Raw genomic sequence first — 17,136 nt, forward strand, 5'->3', positions numbered from 1 at the left:
GGGTAGGGTGGCTGCATGGTCAAGTCCCAGCCCTCACCGCCCCCTTCGTCCTCGGCCCTCGCGCACATCCAGTCCCTGCCCAGTTGGCTCGTTGGCCGCGTCGCGGCGCGCGGGCGGGGCCTGGTCGCCGACGCGATCGCGGCGGAGGGGCTGAAGCTGATGCAGCACGCGGTGCTGGCCGCAACTGCCGAGTACGGTCCCGTCGCACAGGCGGACCTCGGCCGCCGGCTCGCGGTGGACCCGAAGGACATGGTCGGGATCCTCAACCACCTCCAAGAGGCGGGCCTGGTCCTGCGGGCCCCGGACCCGGCCGACCGCCGCAAGAACGCGGTGACGGTGACCCCGGAGGGAGAGGCGGCCCTGGCCCGCTGCGCCACCCTCGCGGAGGAGGCGAACGAGCAGCTCCTGGCGCCGCTGACGGCGGATGAGCAGGGCGTGTTGATGGAGCTGTTGAGGCGTGTCCATGAGGCCCCCACCTCGTTTTGACACCCCTGGGGGCCGGATGTAGAGTCAAGCGGTTGCCTCGAACCGGAGAGGTTCGGCGACACTCACCCCGCAGCGAATCGAATTCCATGTGGGGTGCACTCGACTCTTCATTCGGAACGTCGAAGCCGGGAAATCCGGTGGAAAACTTCTGATAGAGTCGGAACCGCCGGAAAGGGAAAGCGCGAAAGCGCAGAACCTGGAAAGCACCGAGGAAGTCGGGCCCGAAAGAGTCTGATAGAGTCGGAAACGAAGAAAGAACGAAAGCCCGGAGGAAAGCCCGAGAGGGTGAGTACAAAGGAAGCGTCCGTTCCTTGAGAACTCAACAGCGTGCCAAAAATCAACGCCAGAAGTTGATACCCCGTCCACTTCGGTGGATGAGGTTCCTTTGAAAAAGACCTGTCGGGCCTTCGGGCACTGGCAGGCGACAAACACAGCGAGGACGTTGTGGTCAGTCGGTCTTATTCCGACCGTGACTGGCCCGCTCTTTCGTGCGTGTGCACCGGATTACCGGTAAACATTCATGGAGAGTTTGATCCTGGCTCAGGACGAACGCTGGCGGCGTGCTTAACACATGCAAGTCGAACGATGAACCTCCTTCGGGAGGGGATTAGTGGCGAACGGGTGAGTAACACGTGGGCAATCTGCCCTTCACTCTGGGACAAGCCCTGGAAACGGGGTCTAATACCGGATACGACTGCGGGAGGCATCTCCTGCGGTGGAAAGCTCCGGCGGTGAAGGATGAGCCCGCGGCCTATCAGCTTGTTGGTGGGGTAACGGCCCACCAAGGCGACGACGGGTAGCCGGCCTGAGAGGGCGACCGGCCACACTGGGACTGAGACACGGCCCAGACTCCTACGGGAGGCAGCAGTGGGGAATATTGCACAATGGGCGAAAGCCTGATGCAGCGACGCCGCGTGAGGGATGACGGCCTTCGGGTTGTAAACCTCTTTCAGCAGGGAAGAAGCGAAAGTGACGGTACCTGCAGAAGAAGCGCCGGCTAACTACGTGCCAGCAGCCGCGGTAATACGTAGGGCGCAAGCGTTGTCCGGAATTATTGGGCGTAAAGAGCTCGTAGGCGGCTTGTCACGTCGGATGTGAAAGCCCGAGGCTTAACCTCGGGTCTGCATTCGATACGGGCTAGCTAGAGTGTGGTAGGGGAGATCGGAATTCCTGGTGTAGCGGTGAAATGCGCAGATATCAGGAGGAACACCGGTGGCGAAGGCGGATCTCTGGGCCATTACTGACGCTGAGGAGCGAAAGCGTGGGGAGCGAACAGGATTAGATACCCTGGTAGTCCACGCCGTAAACGTTGGGAACTAGGTGTTGGCGACATTCCACGTCGTCGGTGCCGCAGCTAACGCATTAAGTTCCCCGCCTGGGGAGTACGGCCGCAAGGCTAAAACTCAAAGGAATTGACGGGGGCCCGCACAAGCGGCGGAGCATGTGGCTTAATTCGACGCAACGCGAAGAACCTTACCAAGGCTTGACATATACCGGAAAGCATTAGAGATAGTGCCCCCCTTGTGGTCGGTATACAGGTGGTGCATGGCTGTCGTCAGCTCGTGTCGTGAGATGTTGGGTTAAGTCCCGCAACGAGCGCAACCCTTGTCCTGTGTTGCCAGCATGCCCTTCGGGGTGATGGGGACTCACAGGAGACCGCCGGGGTCAACTCGGAGGAAGGTGGGGACGACGTCAAGTCATCATGCCCCTTATGTCTTGGGCTGCACACGTGCTACAATGGCCGGTACAATGAGCTGCGATACCGTGAGGTGGAGCGAATCTCAAAAAGCCGGTCTCAGTTCGGATTGGGGTCTGCAACTCGACCCCATGAAGTCGGAGTCGCTAGTAATCGCAGATCAGCATTGCTGCGGTGAATACGTTCCCGGGCCTTGTACACACCGCCCGTCACGTCACGAAAGTCGGTAACACCCGAAGCCGGTGGCCCAACCCTTGTGGAGGGAGCTGTCGAAGGTGGGACTGGCGATTGGGACGAAGTCGTAACAAGGTAGCCGTACCGGAAGGTGCGGCTGGATCACCTCCTTTCTAAGGAGCACAGTACCGATTGCAGGCAAATGTTCTGCACGGTCAGCTCATGGGTGGAACGTTGATTAGTTGGCACGGTCTTCTGGATGGATCACGAGTACTGCTTCGGCGTGGAAAGTGAGTCACTGAAAGAGATCGTGCTTGGCACGTTGTTGGGTCCTGAAGGCACGGCCGTCTGGTCAGTCTTCAGTGCCGGCCCCGGTAAAGCTCTGTTTCGGCAGGGTGTGACGGGTGGCTGGTCGTTATTTGAGAACTACACAGTGGACGCGAGCATCTGTGGCCAAGTTTTTAAGGGCGCACGGTGGATGCCTTGGCACCAGGAACCGATGAAGGACGTGAGAGGCCGCGATAGGCCCCGGGGAGCTGCCAACTGAGCTTTGATCCGGGGGTGTCCGAATGGGGAAACCCGGCAGTCGTCATGGGCTGTCACCCATGCCTGAACACATAGGGCATGTGGAGGGAACGAGGGGAAGTGAAACATCTCAGTACCCTCAGGAAGAGAAAACAACCGTGATTCCGGGAGTAGTGGCGAGCGAAACCGGATGAGGCCAAACCGTATGCGTGTGATACCCGGCAGGGGTTGCGCATGCGGGGTTGTGGGAATGAGCTTTCACAGTCTGCCGGCTGTGAGGCGAGTCAGAAACCGTATGGATAGGCGAAGGACATGCGAAAGGTCCGGCGTAGAGGGTAAGACCCCCGTAGCTGAAATCTGTACGGCTTGCTTGCTCATCTCCCAAGTAGCACGGGGCCCGAGAAATCCCGTGTGAATCTGGCGGGACCACCCGCTAAGCCTAAATATTCCCTGGTGACCGATAGCGGATAGTACCGTGAGGGAATGGTGAAAAGTACCGCGGGAGCGGAGTGAAATAGTACCTGAAACCGTGTGCCTACAAGCCGTGGGAGCGTCGGGATCTTCGGATCCTCGTGACTGCGTGCCTTTTGAAGAATGAGCCTGCGAGTTAGCGGTGTGTAGCGAGGTTAACCCGTGTGGGGAAGCCGTAGCGAAAGCGAGTCCGAATAGGGCGATTGAGTTGCACGCTCTAGACCCGAAGCGGAGTGATCTAGCCATGGGCAGGTTGAAGCGGAGGTAAGACTTCGTGGAGGACCGAACCCACCAGGGTTGAAAACCTGGGGGATGACCTGTGGTTAGGGGTGAAAGGCCAATCAAACTCCGTGATAGCTGGTTCTCCCCGAAATGCATTTAGGTGCAGCGTCGTGTGTTTCTTGCCGGAGGTAGAGCACTGGATAGGCGATGGGCCCTACCGGGTTACTGACCTTAGCCAAACTCCGAATGCCGGTAAGTGAGAGCACGGCAGTGAGACTGTGGGGGATAAGCTCCATGGTCGAGAGGGAAACAGCCCAGAGCATCGACTAAGGCCCCTAAGCGTACGCTAAGTGGGAAAGGATGTGGAGTCGCAGAGACAACCAGGAGGTTGGCTTAGAAGCAGCCACCCTTGAAAGAGTGCGTAATAGCTCACTGGTCAAGTGATTCCGCGCCGACAATGTAGCGGGGCTCAAGCGTACCGCCGAAGTCGTGTCATTGCAGCAATAGGGCCAACGCCTGCTGTGATGGGTAGGGGAGCGTCGTGTGCCGGGTGAAGCAGCAGCGGAAGCTAGTTGTGGACGGTTCACGAGTGAGAATGCAGGCATGAGTAGCGATACACACGTGAGAAACGTGTGCGCCGATTGACTAAGGGTTCCTGGGTCAAGCTGATCTGCCCAGGGTAAGTCGGGACCTAAGGCGAGGCCGACAGGCGTAGTCGATGGACAACCGGTTGATATTCCGGTACCCGCTTTGAAACGCCCAATATCGAATCCTCTGATGCTAAGGCCGTGAAGCCGTTCCGGACCCTTCGGGGAAAGGAAAGTGGTGGAGCCGCCGGCCCAAGGTGGTAGTAGGTAAGCGATGGGGTGACGCAGGAAGGTAGTCCAGCCCGGGCGGTGGTTGTCCCGGGGTAAGGGTGTAGGCCGAGGGGTAGGCAAATCCGTCCCTCATATAAGGCTGAGACCTGATGCCGAGCCGATTGTGGTGAAGTGGATGATCCTATGCTGTCGAGAAAAGCCTCTAGCGAGTTTCATGGCGGCCCGTACCCTAAACCGACTCAGGTGGTCAGGTAGAGAATACCGAGGCGTTCGGGTGAACTATGGTTAAGGAACTCGGCAAAATGCCCCCGTAACTTCGGGAGAAGGGGGGCCATTCCTGGTGATGAGACTTGCTCTCTGAGCTGGGGGTGGCCGCAGAGACCAGCGAGAAGCGACTGTTTACTAAAAACACAGGTCCGTGCGAAGCCGTAAGGCGATGTATACGGACTGACGCCTGCCCGGTGCTGGAACGTTAAGGGGACCGGTTAGTGACCTTTCGGGGTTGCGAAGCTGAGAACTTAAGCGCCAGTAAACGGCGGTGGTAACTATAACCATCCTAAGGTAGCGAAATTCCTTGTCGGGTAAGTTCCGACCTGCACGAATGGCGTAACGACTTCTCGACTGTCTCAACCATAGGCCCGGTGAAATTGCACTACGAGTAAAGATGCTCGTTTCGCGCAGCAGGACGGAAAGACCCCGGGACCTTTACTACAGTTTGATATTGGTGTTCGGTTCGGCTTGTGTAGGATAGGTGGGAGACTTTGAAGCAGCCACGCCAGTGGTTGTGGAGTCGCCGTTGAAATACCACTCTGGTCGTGCTGGATGTCTAACCTCGGTCCGTGATCCGGATCAGGGACAGTGTCTGATGGGTAGTTTAACTGGGGCGGTTGCCTCCCAAAGGGTAACGGAGGCGCCCAAAGGTTCCCTCAGCCTGGTTGGCAATCAGGTGTTGAGTGTAAGTGCACAAGGGAGCTTGACTGTGAGACCGACGGGTCGAGCAGGGACGAAAGTCGGGACTAGTGATCCGGCGGTGGCTTGTGGAAGCGCCGTCGCTCAACGGATAAAAGGTACCCCGGGGATAACAGGCTGATCTTCCCCAAGAGTCCATATCGACGGGATGGTTTGGCACCTCGATGTCGGCTCGTCGCATCCTGGGGCTGGAGTCGGTCCCAAGGGTTGGGCTGTTCGCCCATTAAAGCGGTACGCGAGCTGGGTTTAGAACGTCGTGAGACAGTTCGGTCCCTATCCGCTGTGCGCGTAGGAATATTGAGAAGGGCTGTCCCTAGTACGAGAGGACCGGGACGGACGAACCTCTGGTGTGCCAGTTGTCCTGCCAAGGGCATGGCTGGTTGGCTACGTTCGGGAGGGATAACCGCTGAAAGCATCTAAGCGGGAAGCCTGCTTCAAGATGAGTATTCCCACCTCCTTGAGAGGGTAAGGCTCCCAGTAGACGACTGGGTTGATAGGCCAGATGTGGAAGCCCGGTAACGGGTGGAGCTGACTGGTACTAATAGGCCGAGGGCTTGTCCTCAGTTGCTCGCGTCCACTGTGTTAGTTCTGAAGTAACGAACTCGCCTTGCCGGCTTGAGTTCAACTTCATAGTGTTTCGGTGGTCATAGCGTTAGGGAAACGCCCGGTTACATTCCGAACCCGGAAGCTAAGCCTTTCAGCGCCGATGGTACTGCAGGGGGGACCCTGTGGGAGAGTAGGACGCCGCCGAACAATCATTGTGGGAAAGCCCCGCACCAGTCATGGTGCGGGGCTTTTCTGCGTTTACGGCCAGAAGGCCGGTCGGGTCGGGATATTGCGTTGACCTGTTGTGAGCGGCGCGTTTGGATGCGTGCATGGAGCAGCAGAAGAAGCAGCAGCAGCACGTGATCCGGGCCGTGCGGGCCGACGAGTGGCAGAAGGTCAAGGACCTGAGGCTGGACGCGCTGCGTGATCCCGCCGCGTCGCTGGCCTTCCTCGAGACCTTCGAGCAGGCCGCCGCCAAGCCCGACGAGCACTGGCAGGACCGGGCGGCCGGGGCGGCGGAGGGCGTCCACGTCGGGCAGTTCATCGCCGAGGCGCCCGACGGGCAGTGGGACGGGTCCGTGTCCGTGTTCATCGAGGCTGCGGGGACCAGCGACTTCCTCGGCCAGGCCGTCGACGTCGACCAGGCGCATGTCGTCGGCGTGTTCGTGCGGCCCGAGCAGCGGGGCAGCGGGCTGACCGACGCACTGTTCGAGGCGGCGCTGGAGTGGGTGTGGGCGCGGGAAGAGCCCGTGCTGGGGCATGTGCGGCTCTTCGTGCACGAGAAGAACGAGCGGGCCGCCGGGTTCTACCGGCGGTTCGGGTTCCGGCCGAGCGGGCTGGTGATCCCGAAGCCGGACGACCCGTCCGCCAAGGAGCACGAATACCTGTTCACGCGCCCCTGATGTCCTTAGGCGACGGGCCACTCCGGCCAGCGGGCGCGGGCCTGTTCGCGGCTGCGGCACAGGGCCAGGAGGGGGAGCTTCTCGTCCATGAGGAGGTCGGGGAGCTGGGGGACGGGGGCGACGGCCGCCACGTCCTCCAGGACCAGCGTCATTGGTGGGTCGAGCCGACCGTCGGATGACCGTGCGGCCATGCGGCGGCCGTGCTCGACCACGTGCGAGGCGAGTGCGGTGAGCAGGGGCATCACACCCGGCCGGGTGCGCGGGTCCTCCAGGGGCTCACCCACTACGTAGAGGGTGCCCCCTTCGGCTGCGAACGATGCCAGGGTGAGGGCGTCCGTTCGGTTCGGGTTGCAGGCCTCGCGGATGTGGACCGAGGTCAGGCAGGACAGGGCGCGGGCCGTCAGGTACTGGGCCTGCTCCCGGCGTTCGGGGTGGGCGATGAGGGCGCTTTCGAGTTCGCCGGCCGCGCCCGGGGCGGCCTGGGGGTGGGTGCGCAGGACGCGGACCGGTTCCTGGGAGCCGTTGCCCTGGGCCCACCGGGCCAGCTGTTTGAACGGGAGGCCGTCGAGGGCGGCTGCCTGGAGCCAGCTGCGGACGAGGGTTTCGGCGGTGTCCGCGACGGCCGCGTCGAGGCGGGCCTGGGGGCGTACGGGGGCCAGCAGGGCGATCGCCCGGGCGGCGGCGGTCTCGCGGTCGGCGCAGCCGTCGGCGGGGTTCCAGTGCAGGCGGGCCGGGGTGTCGCACAGGTGTGAGGGGTCGTAGAGGAGGACCGGGCCGAGCTTGGCGCGGGCGTCCTTGGTGTCCTGCCAGAGGGCGGGGGAGGACGTGACCACCAGGACGGCGCCTTCGGCGGCGGAGACGGCCTGGGCGGCGAGGCGGTGGCGGTCGGCCGGGGGTGCGTAGGCGGCGCGGGGGGCCGGTGGCGGTGCGGTGGGGCGGGCTGCCGGTGCGTAGCCGAAGCCGTAGCGGTAGGCCTCCTGGGCGGGGGCCGCCGCCGGGGCGGTACGGGCCCGGGGCTGCGCGGGGGCCGGTGCGGAGACGGGGGCGTGCGCGGCGGCGGATACCGGGGTGGGTGCCGGCTGGGCCGGCGCGGGGAGTACGGCCGGGGGCGGGGCCTCGTTCCCGTCGTGGTGGCGGGGTGCGTGCGGGGACGGGGCGGGGTGGGTGCCGGGGTCTGCGGGCGTGGCAGAGGGGGCCGGGTTCGGGCCTGGGGCGCCGTTACGGGCGGCGGTGGGGGCCGGCACCGGAGCCGGGTGCGGTGCTTGGTGGGTGCCCTGGCCGGAGGTGGGGTCCCAGGCCGGGGCCGGGCCGTCGGTCGTGCCGGGGGTGGAAGGGCCGGGGTGCGGGCGGGAGGCCGTGCTGGACGGCGAGTCCGTGCGTGGGCCCGGTGCCGGGTGCGAGGCGGGGACGCGTGCCGGGCGGGAGGTCGGATCCGGGCCGTCGTGCGGGGGCGCCGTGGCCGGGGCGCGGCCTGTGGCGGGCGCCGGGTGGGCGCCCGCGTCCGAGGCCTGGGCGGCACCGGGAGCGGAGAGCGAGTCCGTTGCGGGTGCCGGGGCGGCCGGTGCGGGGGTTTTTGCCTTGGCGCGGGCGCGGCGGGCCTTCGTCCGGGTGAACACGCCCAGGGTGAAGATCGTCAGGACCAGCAGGACCAGGAGCTGGCTGATGAACAGGCCCCAGAACAGGCCCCAGCCGGAGAGTGCCGCCGGGTCGGTGTCGGGCCAGGCGGCCGGGATGTCGTGCGGTTGCGCTATCAGGGCGCGGACCGCGCCCGGGGTGCGGGTGAAGGTGACCGTGGACGGCCAGGCGCCCTTGGCGAAGAGGGCCGCCAGGCCGGTGGCCGACCAGACCAGGACGGCGAGGCCGAGGAGGAAGGCCAGGAGGCCGACCAGTGCTCCGTCGGGGATGCCGCCGCCGCGCGGGCGCGGCTCCCTACCTCTGGCGTCGTGCATGTCGGTCAGGCCACCGTGGTCGCGGATCCGGGGCCGCCGCCCCGCTGGCGTTCGATGTACAGGGCGCGTTCCTCCGCTTCGAGTTCCGCGGCCAGCAGGTCCTCGGGGAGCTGCTGGGGCGCGGAGGACTCCGTCATCGCGCGGTCGGTGTAGACGAGGGGGCGTTCGGTCTCGGTGATCAGGTGTTTGACGACCTGCACGTTGCCGTTGACGTCCCAGACGGCGATGCCGGGGGTGAGGGTCGGGATGATCTCCACCGCCCAGCGTGGCAGGCCGAGGACGCGGCCCGTGGCGCGGGCCTCGTCGGCCTTCTGGGCGTAGATGGTGCGGGTCGAGGCCATCTTGAGGATGGCCGCGGCCTCGCGGGCGGCGGCTCCGTCGACGACGTCGGAGAGGTGGTGGACGACGGCGACGAAGGACAGGCCGAGGCGGCGGCCGAACTTCAGCAGGCGCTGGAAGAGCTGGGCCACGAACGGGCTGTTGATGATGTGCCAGGCCTCTTCGACCAGGAAGATCCGTTTTTTCCGGTCGGGGCGGATCCAGGTGTGTTCCAGCCACACGCCGACGATCGCCATGAGGATGGGCATGGCGATGGAGTTGCGGTCGATGTGGGAGAGGTCGAAGACGATCAGGGGGGCGTCGAGGTCGATGCCGACCGTCGTGGGGCCGTCGAACATGCCGCGCAGGTCGCCGTCCACGAGGCGGTCGAGGACGAGCGCGACGTCGAGGCCCCAGGCCCGTACGTCGTCTATGTCGACGTTCATGGCGAGGGCGGACTCGGGTTCGGGGTGGCGCAGCTGCTCGACGATGTCGGTGAGGACGGGCTGGCGGTCGCGGATGGTGTCGACGACGTAGGCGTGCGCGACCTTGAGGGCGAAGCCGGAGCGTTCGTCCAGGCCGTGGCCCATCGCCACCTCGATGATGGTGCGGAGCAGCGCGAGCTGGCCGGTCGTGGTGATCGCCGGGTCGAGGGGGTTGAGGCGGATCCCGTCGTCGTTGGCGGCGATGGGGTCCAGGCGGATGGGGGTTATCCCCAGGGCTTCCGCGATGAGGTTCCATTCGCCGACGCCGTCTTCGCCCTGGGCGTCGAGGACGACGACCTGGCGGTCGCGGAAGCGGAGCTGGCGCAGGACGTAGGTCTTCTCCAGGGCGGACTTGCCGTTGCCGGATTCGCCGAGGACGAGCCAGTGGGGGGCCGGGAGCTGCTGGCCGTAGAGCTGGAAGGGGTCGTAGATGTAGCCCTTGCCGCTGTATACCTCGCGGCCGATGATCACACCGGAGTCGCCGAGGCCGGGGGCGGCGGTGGGCAGGTAGACGGCCTGGGCCTGGCCGGTGGAGGTGCGGACGGGCAGGCGGGTGGTCTCGACCTTGCCGAAGAGGAAGCTGGTGAAGGCGTCCGTCAGCGCGGACATGGGATCTCGCATGGCGGCCATTCCTTCCAGCTAGCGTCGGATGCCGGTGGCGAACGGCAAGGTGTTGACGAAGGCGCGGTGGTGCTCGCGGTCGCACCACTCGAGTTTCAGGTAGGACTTGCCGGCGGAGGCGCGGATGGTGCGCTTGTCGCGGGCGAGGGCTTCGGGGGAACGGGAGGACACCGTGATGTACCCGACGAGGTTGACCCCGGCAGCGCCGCTGGCGAGATCTTCACCCCTCTGGTCGAGCCGGCCGTGGGCGGCGATGTCGCGGGGGTCGACCGTGCGGTTCATCTTGGCGGCGCGGGAGGCGTCGGCCTCGTCGTTGGTCTTCTCCGTCAGCATGCGCTCGATGGCGATCTCGGTGGGTTCGAGGTCCATGGTGACGGCGACGGTGCGGATGACGTCCGGGGTGTGGACGAGGAGGGGGGCCAGGAAGTTCACGCCGACGGGGGTCATCGGCCATTCCTTGATCCACGCGGTGGCGTGGCACCAGGGGGCGCGGGTGGAGGATTCGCGGGTCTTGGCCTGGAGGTAGGTGGGCTCCACGGCGTCGAGCTCGGCGGGCCAGGCGTTGCGCTTGGTCATGGCCTGGATGTGGTCGATCGGGTGGTCCGGATCGTACACGGAGTGCACGAGGGAGGACAGGCGTCCCTGGCCGAGGGGCTGGCGGACGCGGATGTCGGCTTCGGCGAGGCGGGCGCAGATGTCGGTCAGCTCGCGGGCCATGACGATGGCGAGGCCGGCGTCGCGGTCGAGCTTGCGGCCCTTGGTGCTGCCGGCGCGGGCGATGGTGTTGGCCTCGGCGGCGAGCTCGCGGGTGTAGTGCATGCAGGCGACGAGGTAGGCGCGGTGCTGCTCCGAGGAGGTGGAGACCATCGACTGGAGCTGGTCGTAGGAGTCGCGCAGCCAGCCGGGGGCGGCGGCGTTGCCGCGCTGGGCGACGTCCTTGGCGTGGGCGTCGGGGTCGGCGGGGAGGGTGCGGGCGAGCATCTGGAGGCGGGTGACGAAGCCGTCGCCGTTGGCGACGTGCTTGAGGAGGGTGCCGAAGCGGTCGACGAGGGCTTCCTGGTCCTCGCTGTCGCGCAGGCCGACGCCGGGGCCTTCGATCTCGATGGCGGCGGTGACGGTTCTGCGGTCGGCGTGGAGGAGGACGGCGATCTCGTCGGGGCCGAAGGGGGCGGCGAGCCAGTTGATGCGGCCGATGCCGGGGGGCGGGCCGACCTCGACCTCGCGGCCGTCGGCGGCGCGGGTGCCGGCTTCCATGGCGGCTGAGCGGTAGGTGGTGCCGCGGCGCAGGGTGCGCTTGTAGCTGCGGTTGATCTCGAACCACCGGTAGAAGGTGCGGCCCTTGTAGGGGACGTACACGGCGGCGAGGGCGAGCAGCGGGAAGCCGGCGAGGGCGACGATGCGCAGGGTGAGGTCGGGGACGAGCAGTCCGCTCATCATGCCGAGGAACGCGCCGACGATGATCAGGGCGATCTCGCCGGTTTCGCGGTTCTTGCCGACGATCGCGTTCGGCCGGGCCCGGCCGATGAGATACGTGCGGCGGGGCGCGACCGGGTGGAGCTGGTGGGACTGGGTCGTCAACGCCCGTCACCTCCTGTGTTCCTCGTACTCGAGCCAGTGCGGGGCGGGGGTGCGGCGGGCGGGACGCTTCCGCTGCCGGTCCCGCTGCCGGAGCCGCGGCTGCTGTGGGCGGCCATGCCTCCGGAGATCTGGTTGGCGTCGCCGCCGGTGGGGCCGTTGCCGCCGCCGGCGCGGTGGGCGCCGCCGCGGCTGCTGTGGGTCTTGATGCCCTGGGAGACGAGGGAGGCCGGGGAGCTGATGACGGCGGCCGCCTGGGCTCCGTCGGTGGCCTGCTTGCGGTTGCTGCGGGCGGAGGCGATCTCGTCGCCGAAGCCGGGGACGAAGCGGTAGATCATGGCGGAGGCGAAGATCGCCAGGAGGATGATGGCGAGGCCGGAGACGACGGCGGAGAAGGCGCCCGGGCCCTTGTTGCCGGCGAGGGCGCCGGCGAGGCCGAGGACGATGACGATGACCGGCTTCACGAGGATGACGGCGATCATGATGCCGGCCCAGCGGCGGACGTGGCCCCACATGTTGCGGTCGACGAGTCCGGCGTAGACGACGGTGCCGAGGAGGGCGCCGACGTAGAGGAGGGCGGCGCGGATGACGAGCTCGAGCCAGAGGACGCCGGCGGCGAGGACGGTGACGAGGGCGACGACGATGAGCATGATCGGGCCGCCGCCGATGTCGTCGCCCTTCTTGAGGGCGTCGGTGAAGGAGCCGAAGAAGACGTCGCTCTGGCTGCCGGTGGCGGAGGCGATGACGTCGGTGACGCCGTCGGTGGCGGAGACGACGGTGTAGAGGATCAGGGGGGTGAAGGCGGAGGCGAGGACGGTCAGCCAGAGGAAGCCGATGGCCTCGGAGAGGGCGGTGGAGAGGGGGACGCCGCGGATGGCGCGCTTGGCGACGGCCAGGAGCCACAGGACGAGGGTGAGGACGGTGCTGGCGGCGAAGACGACGGCGTACTGCTGGAGGAAGGCGGGGTTGGTGAAGTCGACGTTGGCGGTGCCCTTGACGGCTTCGCTGAGCTTCCCGACGATCCAGGCGGCCGCGTCGGCGCAGCCGCGGGCGAGGGAGGCGAGGGGGTTGAGGGCGTCGGTACCGGGGTCGCCCGGGGAAATACCCGTGCGCGGTGCGCCGCTGGAGGCGGGACCGTTGCCGTTCTCGCAGTAGTCCCGTGCCGGGGCCTTGATGAGTTCGCAGGGGTTGTTGCTGGGCTGCGGGGTGCCCGCGGGGCTGGCACCCGGGGTCGCCCCCGATGGGGTGGGGGTGGGCGACGGGGCGGCCATCGCTCGGGTGGCGAGGAGCAGGAGGCTGGTGTGCACGGCCGCGAACGCGGCCGTGAGGGACATGCCGCGGCGGATGTCAGCGCGCATAGGTGAGCCCTCCGAACTGCGACACGGCTGCGGACATGTCCTCGGCCGACGAGGCCGTTTGGTCACGGCCGACCGGGGCCGGGCCGTCCTTCTGCGTGAAGCTGGAGACCCACCAGTCGCCGTTCACCCACCGGAGTTCGAAGGTGATCGTGTACCAGCCCTCGGAGACCGGGGACTTCGACCCTTCGCCCGCGAGTCCGAAGAGGGACGAGGACCATACGGAGACGGTCGCGGCGTCACCGTCGATCTTCTCCGTCTTCGTTCCGGCGGGGTTCGTGCGGCTGACGAACACCATGTTCTTGGGCGCCTTGCCGCCGGAGTCCAGGCCGATCCGGCCGAGGAAGCCCGGGTCGGTGTACAGCCGGTCGAGCTCTGCCAGGCGTGCGGCCGCGATGTCGGGGGCGTAGAGGGCCTGGACGATCGCCTTCCTGCGGACGGCATCGAACATCCCGTCGGAACCCAGGGCCACCGCGTAGTTCGCGGCTGCGGACTGGGCGCCCTGTTCGTCGTGGGCGAAGCCCTTGGGGATGCCGGCGGACTTGGTGGTGACCGGGGCCGTGCCCGTGGGGGCGGTGGCGTTGGTGGTGGGGGGTTTGTTCGAGGTGGGGGGTTGGGGGGTGTCCTGGGAGCGGTTCGCGAACGCGATGGCGGAGATGAGCAGGACCACGACACCGACCACCGTGATCAGGCCGCGTGAGGCGCGGGGGGTGCGGCGGGGGGTGCCGTAGGGGTCGGAGGGGGAGTCCGGGAGGCGGGTGCGGGTCTGGCCCGTTCCGCCGACGGCGCCCCCGCCGTACTGGTCGTCGTTGCTCATTGCCTGTCGTCCGCCCCCTCCGCGTCGTACGACGGTAGCGCTCGTTTCCGCGCAGGCGCGGTGTGGTGATTCCTCATCAGGGTGCGGCCGGCCGCGGTGGTTCTGCTAGACGGCCATTCCGTAGACGATCGTGAAGAGGGTGCCGAGGGAGCCGATGATGAAGACTCCGGTGAGCCCGGCCACGATCAGGCCCTTGCCCTGTTCCGCGCTGAACGTGTCGCGCAGTGCGGTGGCGCCGATGCGCTGCTTGGCGGCGCCCCAGATGGCGATGCCGAGGCAGAGGAGGATCGCCACGGCCATGATGACCTCGATCATGACCTTCGCTTCGTTGCCGAGACTGCCGAACGGCCCCCAGTTCGGGGCGATTCCGCCGATGATGGTGGTGATGTCGCCCTTTTCGGCTGCCAGGATCATGTAACTCACCGCCCCTGTATGGGTAGTTCCGGTAGCCCGTGCCCGATGGCAGGGGTCACGCACTATCTTCGCTGATGAAACGTCGGCCGTCGTCGACTTGGCCGGTCTCTTTACCCGATGTCCCGGGTATCGGGCCGTGCGTGCGGGTGCGTGGGGGTGCGGGCGCGCACGTGTGTGCGCGTGTGTGCGGTCGTACGCATGGCCTGACCTGGTCACTCTGTGTATCACGGGGGGTGACCTCGGGCAATGACTGGCGGCTCGGGGGGTGGCGCGCCGTGGGTGTGGCACGGTCGTGGCGCCCGGGGGGCGTGCGGGTGCGTGCGGGGCGCACGGGGGGCGGGGCGGGCGCCGGGCGCCGGGCGGGTGTCTGCCGGGCGGGGTCAGCTCCAGTGGGCGGGGCGGGTGAGGTGGTCGGGGATGCGGGTGGCGGCGTCGCCCTGGGCGGCGTTCAGCTGGGGCTGGGTGAGGAAGAGGGTGTCGCGGAGGTCGGCACCGCGGAGGCTGGTGTCGCGGAGATCGGCGCCGATCAGGTCGGCGCCGCGGAGGTCGGCGCGGGTGAGGTCGGCGGCGATCAGGTAAGCGCCGCGCAGGTTGGCGCCGCGGAGGTCGGCTCCGGCGAGGCGGGCGCCCATCAGGTCGGCGCCGCGGTGGTTCTTCTTGCGGCCCGGGGTCTTGGCGCGGGCCAGTTCGCTGGTCTTGAGGAGGAGGGTGTTGATCTCCTGGCGCAGGGCGGGGACGTCGAGGGCGGTGAGGGTGTCCGCGTCCGCCCGGGTGAGGGCTTCGGTCCTGGTGAGGAGCTCGCGCAGGGCGGGGTGGAGCGGGGCGGCCGCCGGGATGCCGAGGGCGGCGGAGAGGTAGAAGAGGAGTTCGTGGAGCTGGCGCATGACCGGGAAGGCGTCGAACATCGCCTGCCGGGTCCCGGGGTGGGTGCGCCAGTCGCGGCCCTCGAAGGTGACCTGGGAGATCTGCTGGCCGGCGCCGAAGCAGTCGAAGACCGTGCAGCCCGGGAAGCCCTGGTCGCGCAGGCCGGTGTGGATGCCGCAGCGGAAGTCCTGCCGGAGGTTCTTGCAGGGGCTGCCGGCGGCCTTGTTCACGGCGAAGTCGGCGGACTTGGCGAAGGGCAGGGCGACGCAGCAGAGCGCGAAGCAGTTCGCGCAGTCGGCCTGGAGGAGGGGGAGCGCGGGAAGGGCGGGGCGAGGAGAGCTGGACACCCGTCCATTGTCGCTTGAGAGGGTCTTGATCCGCGGACGGGGGGAGGTGAGCATCCGTGCATGACAGAAGTGATCGCGGTTGCCGTCATTACGCTGCTGGCCGTCGTGAGTCCGGGGGCGGACTTCGCGATGGTCGTGCGCAACAGTTACCTGTACGGGAGGTCCACCGGGCTGTTCGCGGCCGCGGGGGTCGCGGCCGGGGTGCTGGTGCACGTCTCGTACACCATGCTCGGGGTGGGGCTGCTGATCGCCTCGTCGACGGCCCTGTTCACGGCGATCAAGCTGGCGGGGGCCGCGTACCTGGTGTGGATCGGGATCCGTACCTTCCGGGCGCGGGCCGAGCTCACCGTGGACCTGGAGTCGAAGCCGGAGCTGACGCGGCTGGGGGCGCTGAGGTCGGGGTTCTTGACCAATGTGCTCAATCCGAAGACGACGCTGTTCGTCGTTTCCACGTTCACGCAGGTGGTGGGTCCGGACACGGCGGCGTGGCGGCAGGCCGGGTACGGGCTGTTCATGTCGGGGGCGCACCTGGTGTGGTTCGGGGCGGTGGCGCTGTTCTTCTCCCACTCCGCGCTGCGCGATCGGATGCTCAGGGCGCAGAAGGCGCTGAACCGGGCGATCGGGTCGGTGCTGGTGGGGCTCGGGGTCGGGCTGGGCCTGGCTCGCTGAGGCGGGTGCGGTGAGGGGCTGGTGCCGGGGGTTACCTGTGGGTAGCGTGCGGCGGCATGGGTGCTGAGGACGGGTTCTACGAGCGGATCGGCGAGGGCCGCTTCCGGGCCACCGAAGCGACGCGCGGGCCGTGGGACCCGGGCGCGCAGCACGCGGGGCCGCCCGCCGCGCTGCTCGGGCGGGCGGTGGAGGAGCGGGCGGGGGCGCGCGGGGACATGCGGGTCGCGCGGATCACGTACGAGATCCTGCGGCCGGTGCCGATCGGGGAGCTGGCGGTGGCCACCTCGGTGCTGCGGGCGGGGCGGGGTACGGAGCTGATCGAGGCGGCGCTCACCCCGGCCGGGGCGGACGCGCCGGTGATGCTGGCGCGGGCGCTGCGGATCAGGGTGGCGGGGGAGCCGGTGCCCGCCGTGGCCCAGGGGGCGCAGGTGCCGCCGCCGGGGGAGGCGGGGGTGGCGCCGTTCTTCCCCGTGCCGTGGGAGACGGGGTACCACTCCTCGATGGAGGCCCGGTTCACGGAAGGGGCCTTCACCGAGCCGGGGCCGGGGACCTGCTGGATGCGGATGCGCGTGCCGCTGGTCGCCGGGGAGGCGGTCCGGCCGCTGGACCGGGTGCTGGTCGCCGCGGATTCGGGGAACGGGATCGCGGCGGTGATGGACTTCGGGCGGTTCGTGTTCGTGAACGGGGACCTGACGGTCCATCTGCACCGGCATCCCGTGGGGGAGTGGGTGTGCGTCGAGGCGCGGACGAGTGTGGACGCGGGCGGCATCGGGCTGGCGGACGCCCGGCTGCACGACGAGAAGGGGCCGATCGGGCGGGGGGTGCAGAGCCTGTTCGTGGCGGCGCGGTGAGCGCGGCGGGCGGGTGAGGGGTGGTCTGGCAGGGGTCAACCCCCTTGGCTGCCTGGGGAATC

General features: G+C 67.4%; 11 protein-coding genes and 3 rRNA genes. 7 read left to right on the top strand and 7 right to left on the bottom strand.

Annotated features, from left to right (window positions below; genetic code table 11):
• The first annotated feature begins 15 nt into the window (after positions 1-15).
• The 5 genes from BX286_RS19900 (at position 16) to BX286_RS19925 (ending at position 6,809) form a co-directional block, all read left to right on the top strand.
• Positions 16-486: a MarR family winged helix-turn-helix transcriptional regulator gene (locus BX286_RS19900; protein ID WP_079428957.1), complete on the top strand. Its 471-nt coding sequence runs from the start codon at positions 16-18 to the stop codon at positions 484-486.
• 517 nt (positions 487-1,003) lie between these two features.
• Positions 1,004-2,529, top strand: a 16S ribosomal RNA gene (locus BX286_RS19910).
• A 278-nt stretch (positions 2,530-2,807) separates the two neighbouring features.
• Positions 2,808-5,923, top strand: a 23S ribosomal RNA gene (locus BX286_RS19915).
• A gap of 74 nt (positions 5,924-5,997) precedes the next feature.
• Positions 5,998-6,114: ribosomal RNA gene (rrf, locus tag BX286_RS19920) — 5S ribosomal RNA — on the top strand.
• The 16S, 23S and 5S rRNA genes sit together here, the layout of an rRNA operon.
• Before the next feature lie 122 nt (positions 6,115-6,236).
• Positions 6,237-6,809 (top strand): GNAT family N-acetyltransferase, encoded by a 573-nt coding sequence (locus tag BX286_RS19925; protein WP_079428959.1) that lies wholly within the window; start codon positions 6,237-6,239, stop codon positions 6,807-6,809.
• Positions 6,810-6,814: 5 nt separating this feature from the next.
• On the opposite strand, the gene BX286_RS19930 is transcribed toward BX286_RS19925, so the two are convergent.
• The 7 genes from BX286_RS19930 to BX286_RS19965 form a co-directional block, all read right to left on the bottom strand.
• On the bottom strand, positions 6,815-8,758 hold the full coding sequence (locus tag BX286_RS19930; protein ID WP_261993472.1) for a type VI secretion protein: 1,944 nt from the start codon (positions 8,756-8,758) through the stop codon (positions 6,815-6,817).
• A gap of 5 nt (positions 8,759-8,763) precedes the next feature.
• Positions 8,764-10,182 (bottom strand): ATP-binding protein, encoded by a 1,419-nt coding sequence (locus BX286_RS19935; protein WP_079428960.1) that lies wholly within the window; start codon positions 10,180-10,182, stop codon positions 8,764-8,766.
• A gap of 18 nt (positions 10,183-10,200) precedes the next feature.
• Entirely contained in the window at positions 10,201-11,760 is a 1,560-nt protein-coding gene (locus BX286_RS19940) for an SCO6880 family protein (protein ID WP_121015702.1), read from the bottom strand.
• Entirely contained in the window at positions 11,757-13,115 is a 1,359-nt protein-coding gene (locus tag BX286_RS19945) for a hypothetical protein (RefSeq protein WP_261993473.1), read from the bottom strand. Before BX286_RS19945 ends, BX286_RS19940 begins: the two co-directional genes overlap by 4 nt.
• Complete coding sequence (locus tag BX286_RS36660; RefSeq protein ID WP_187344167.1) at positions 13,105-13,929, bottom strand: hypothetical protein; 825 nt, start codon at positions 13,927-13,929, stop codon at positions 13,105-13,107. Before BX286_RS36660 ends, BX286_RS19945 begins: the two co-directional genes overlap by 11 nt.
• A gap of 105 nt (positions 13,930-14,034) precedes the next feature.
• Positions 14,035-14,343: a hypothetical protein gene (locus BX286_RS19960; protein ID WP_042818271.1), complete on the bottom strand. Its 309-nt coding sequence runs from the start codon at positions 14,341-14,343 to the stop codon at positions 14,035-14,037.
• A gap of 380 nt (positions 14,344-14,723) precedes the next feature.
• Positions 14,724-15,554 carry a pentapeptide repeat-containing protein gene (locus tag BX286_RS19965; protein WP_261993474.1) on the bottom strand — a complete coding sequence of 277 codons (831 nt, stop codon included), beginning with the start codon at positions 15,552-15,554 and terminating at the stop codon, positions 14,724-14,726.
• Between the two features lie 60 nt (positions 15,555-15,614).
• On the opposite strand from BX286_RS19965, the gene BX286_RS19970 reads away from it, so the two are divergent.
• Together BX286_RS19970 and BX286_RS19975 are read left to right on the top strand one after the other, a co-directional pair.
• Positions 15,615-16,223: a LysE family transporter gene (locus BX286_RS19970; protein WP_079428962.1), complete on the top strand. Its 609-nt coding sequence runs from the start codon at positions 15,615-15,617 to the stop codon at positions 16,221-16,223.
• A 56-nt stretch (positions 16,224-16,279) separates the two neighbouring features.
• Positions 16,280-17,074 carry a thioesterase family protein gene (locus BX286_RS19975; RefSeq protein ID WP_121015711.1) on the top strand — a complete coding sequence of 265 codons (795 nt, stop codon included), beginning with the start codon at positions 16,280-16,282 and terminating at the stop codon, positions 17,072-17,074.
• The last annotated feature ends 62 nt before the right edge of the window (positions 17,075-17,136 follow it).

The sequence above is a fragment of the Streptomyces sp. 3211.6 genome (genome assembly GCF_003634815.1).
Classification (GTDB): domain Bacteria; phylum Actinomycetota; class Actinomycetes; order Streptomycetales; family Streptomycetaceae; genus Streptomyces; species Streptomyces katrae_A.

Excerpts from the sequence above, each read along its gene's own strand:
- BX286_RS19900 (WP_079428957.1), top strand. The coding sequence starts at position 16 with ATGGTCAAGTCCCAGCCCTCACCGCCCCCTTCGTCCTCGGCCCTCGCG.
- BX286_RS19925 (WP_079428959.1), top strand. The coding sequence starts at position 6,237 with ATGGAGCAGCAGAAGAAGCAGCAGCAGCACGTGATCCGGGCCGTGCGG.
- BX286_RS19930 (WP_261993472.1), bottom strand. The coding sequence starts at position 8,758 with ATGCACGACGCCAGAGGTAGGGAGCCGCGCCCGCGCGGCGGCGGCATC.
- BX286_RS19935 (WP_079428960.1), bottom strand. The coding sequence starts at position 10,182 with ATGCGAGATCCCATGTCCGCGCTGACGGACGCCTTCACCAGCTTCCTC.
- BX286_RS19945 (WP_261993473.1), bottom strand. The coding sequence starts at position 13,115 with ATGCGCGCTGACATCCGCCGCGGCATGTCCCTCACGGCCGCGTTCGCG.
- BX286_RS36660 (WP_187344167.1), bottom strand. The coding sequence starts at position 13,929 with ATGAGCAACGACGACCAGTACGGCGGGGGCGCCGTCGGCGGAACGGGC.
- BX286_RS19960 (WP_042818271.1), bottom strand. The coding sequence starts at position 14,343 with ATGATCCTGGCAGCCGAAAAGGGCGACATCACCACCATCATCGGCGGA.
- BX286_RS19970 (WP_079428962.1), top strand. The coding sequence starts at position 15,615 with ATGACAGAAGTGATCGCGGTTGCCGTCATTACGCTGCTGGCCGTCGTG.
- BX286_RS19975 (WP_121015711.1), top strand. The coding sequence starts at position 16,280 with ATGGGTGCTGAGGACGGGTTCTACGAGCGGATCGGCGAGGGCCGCTTC.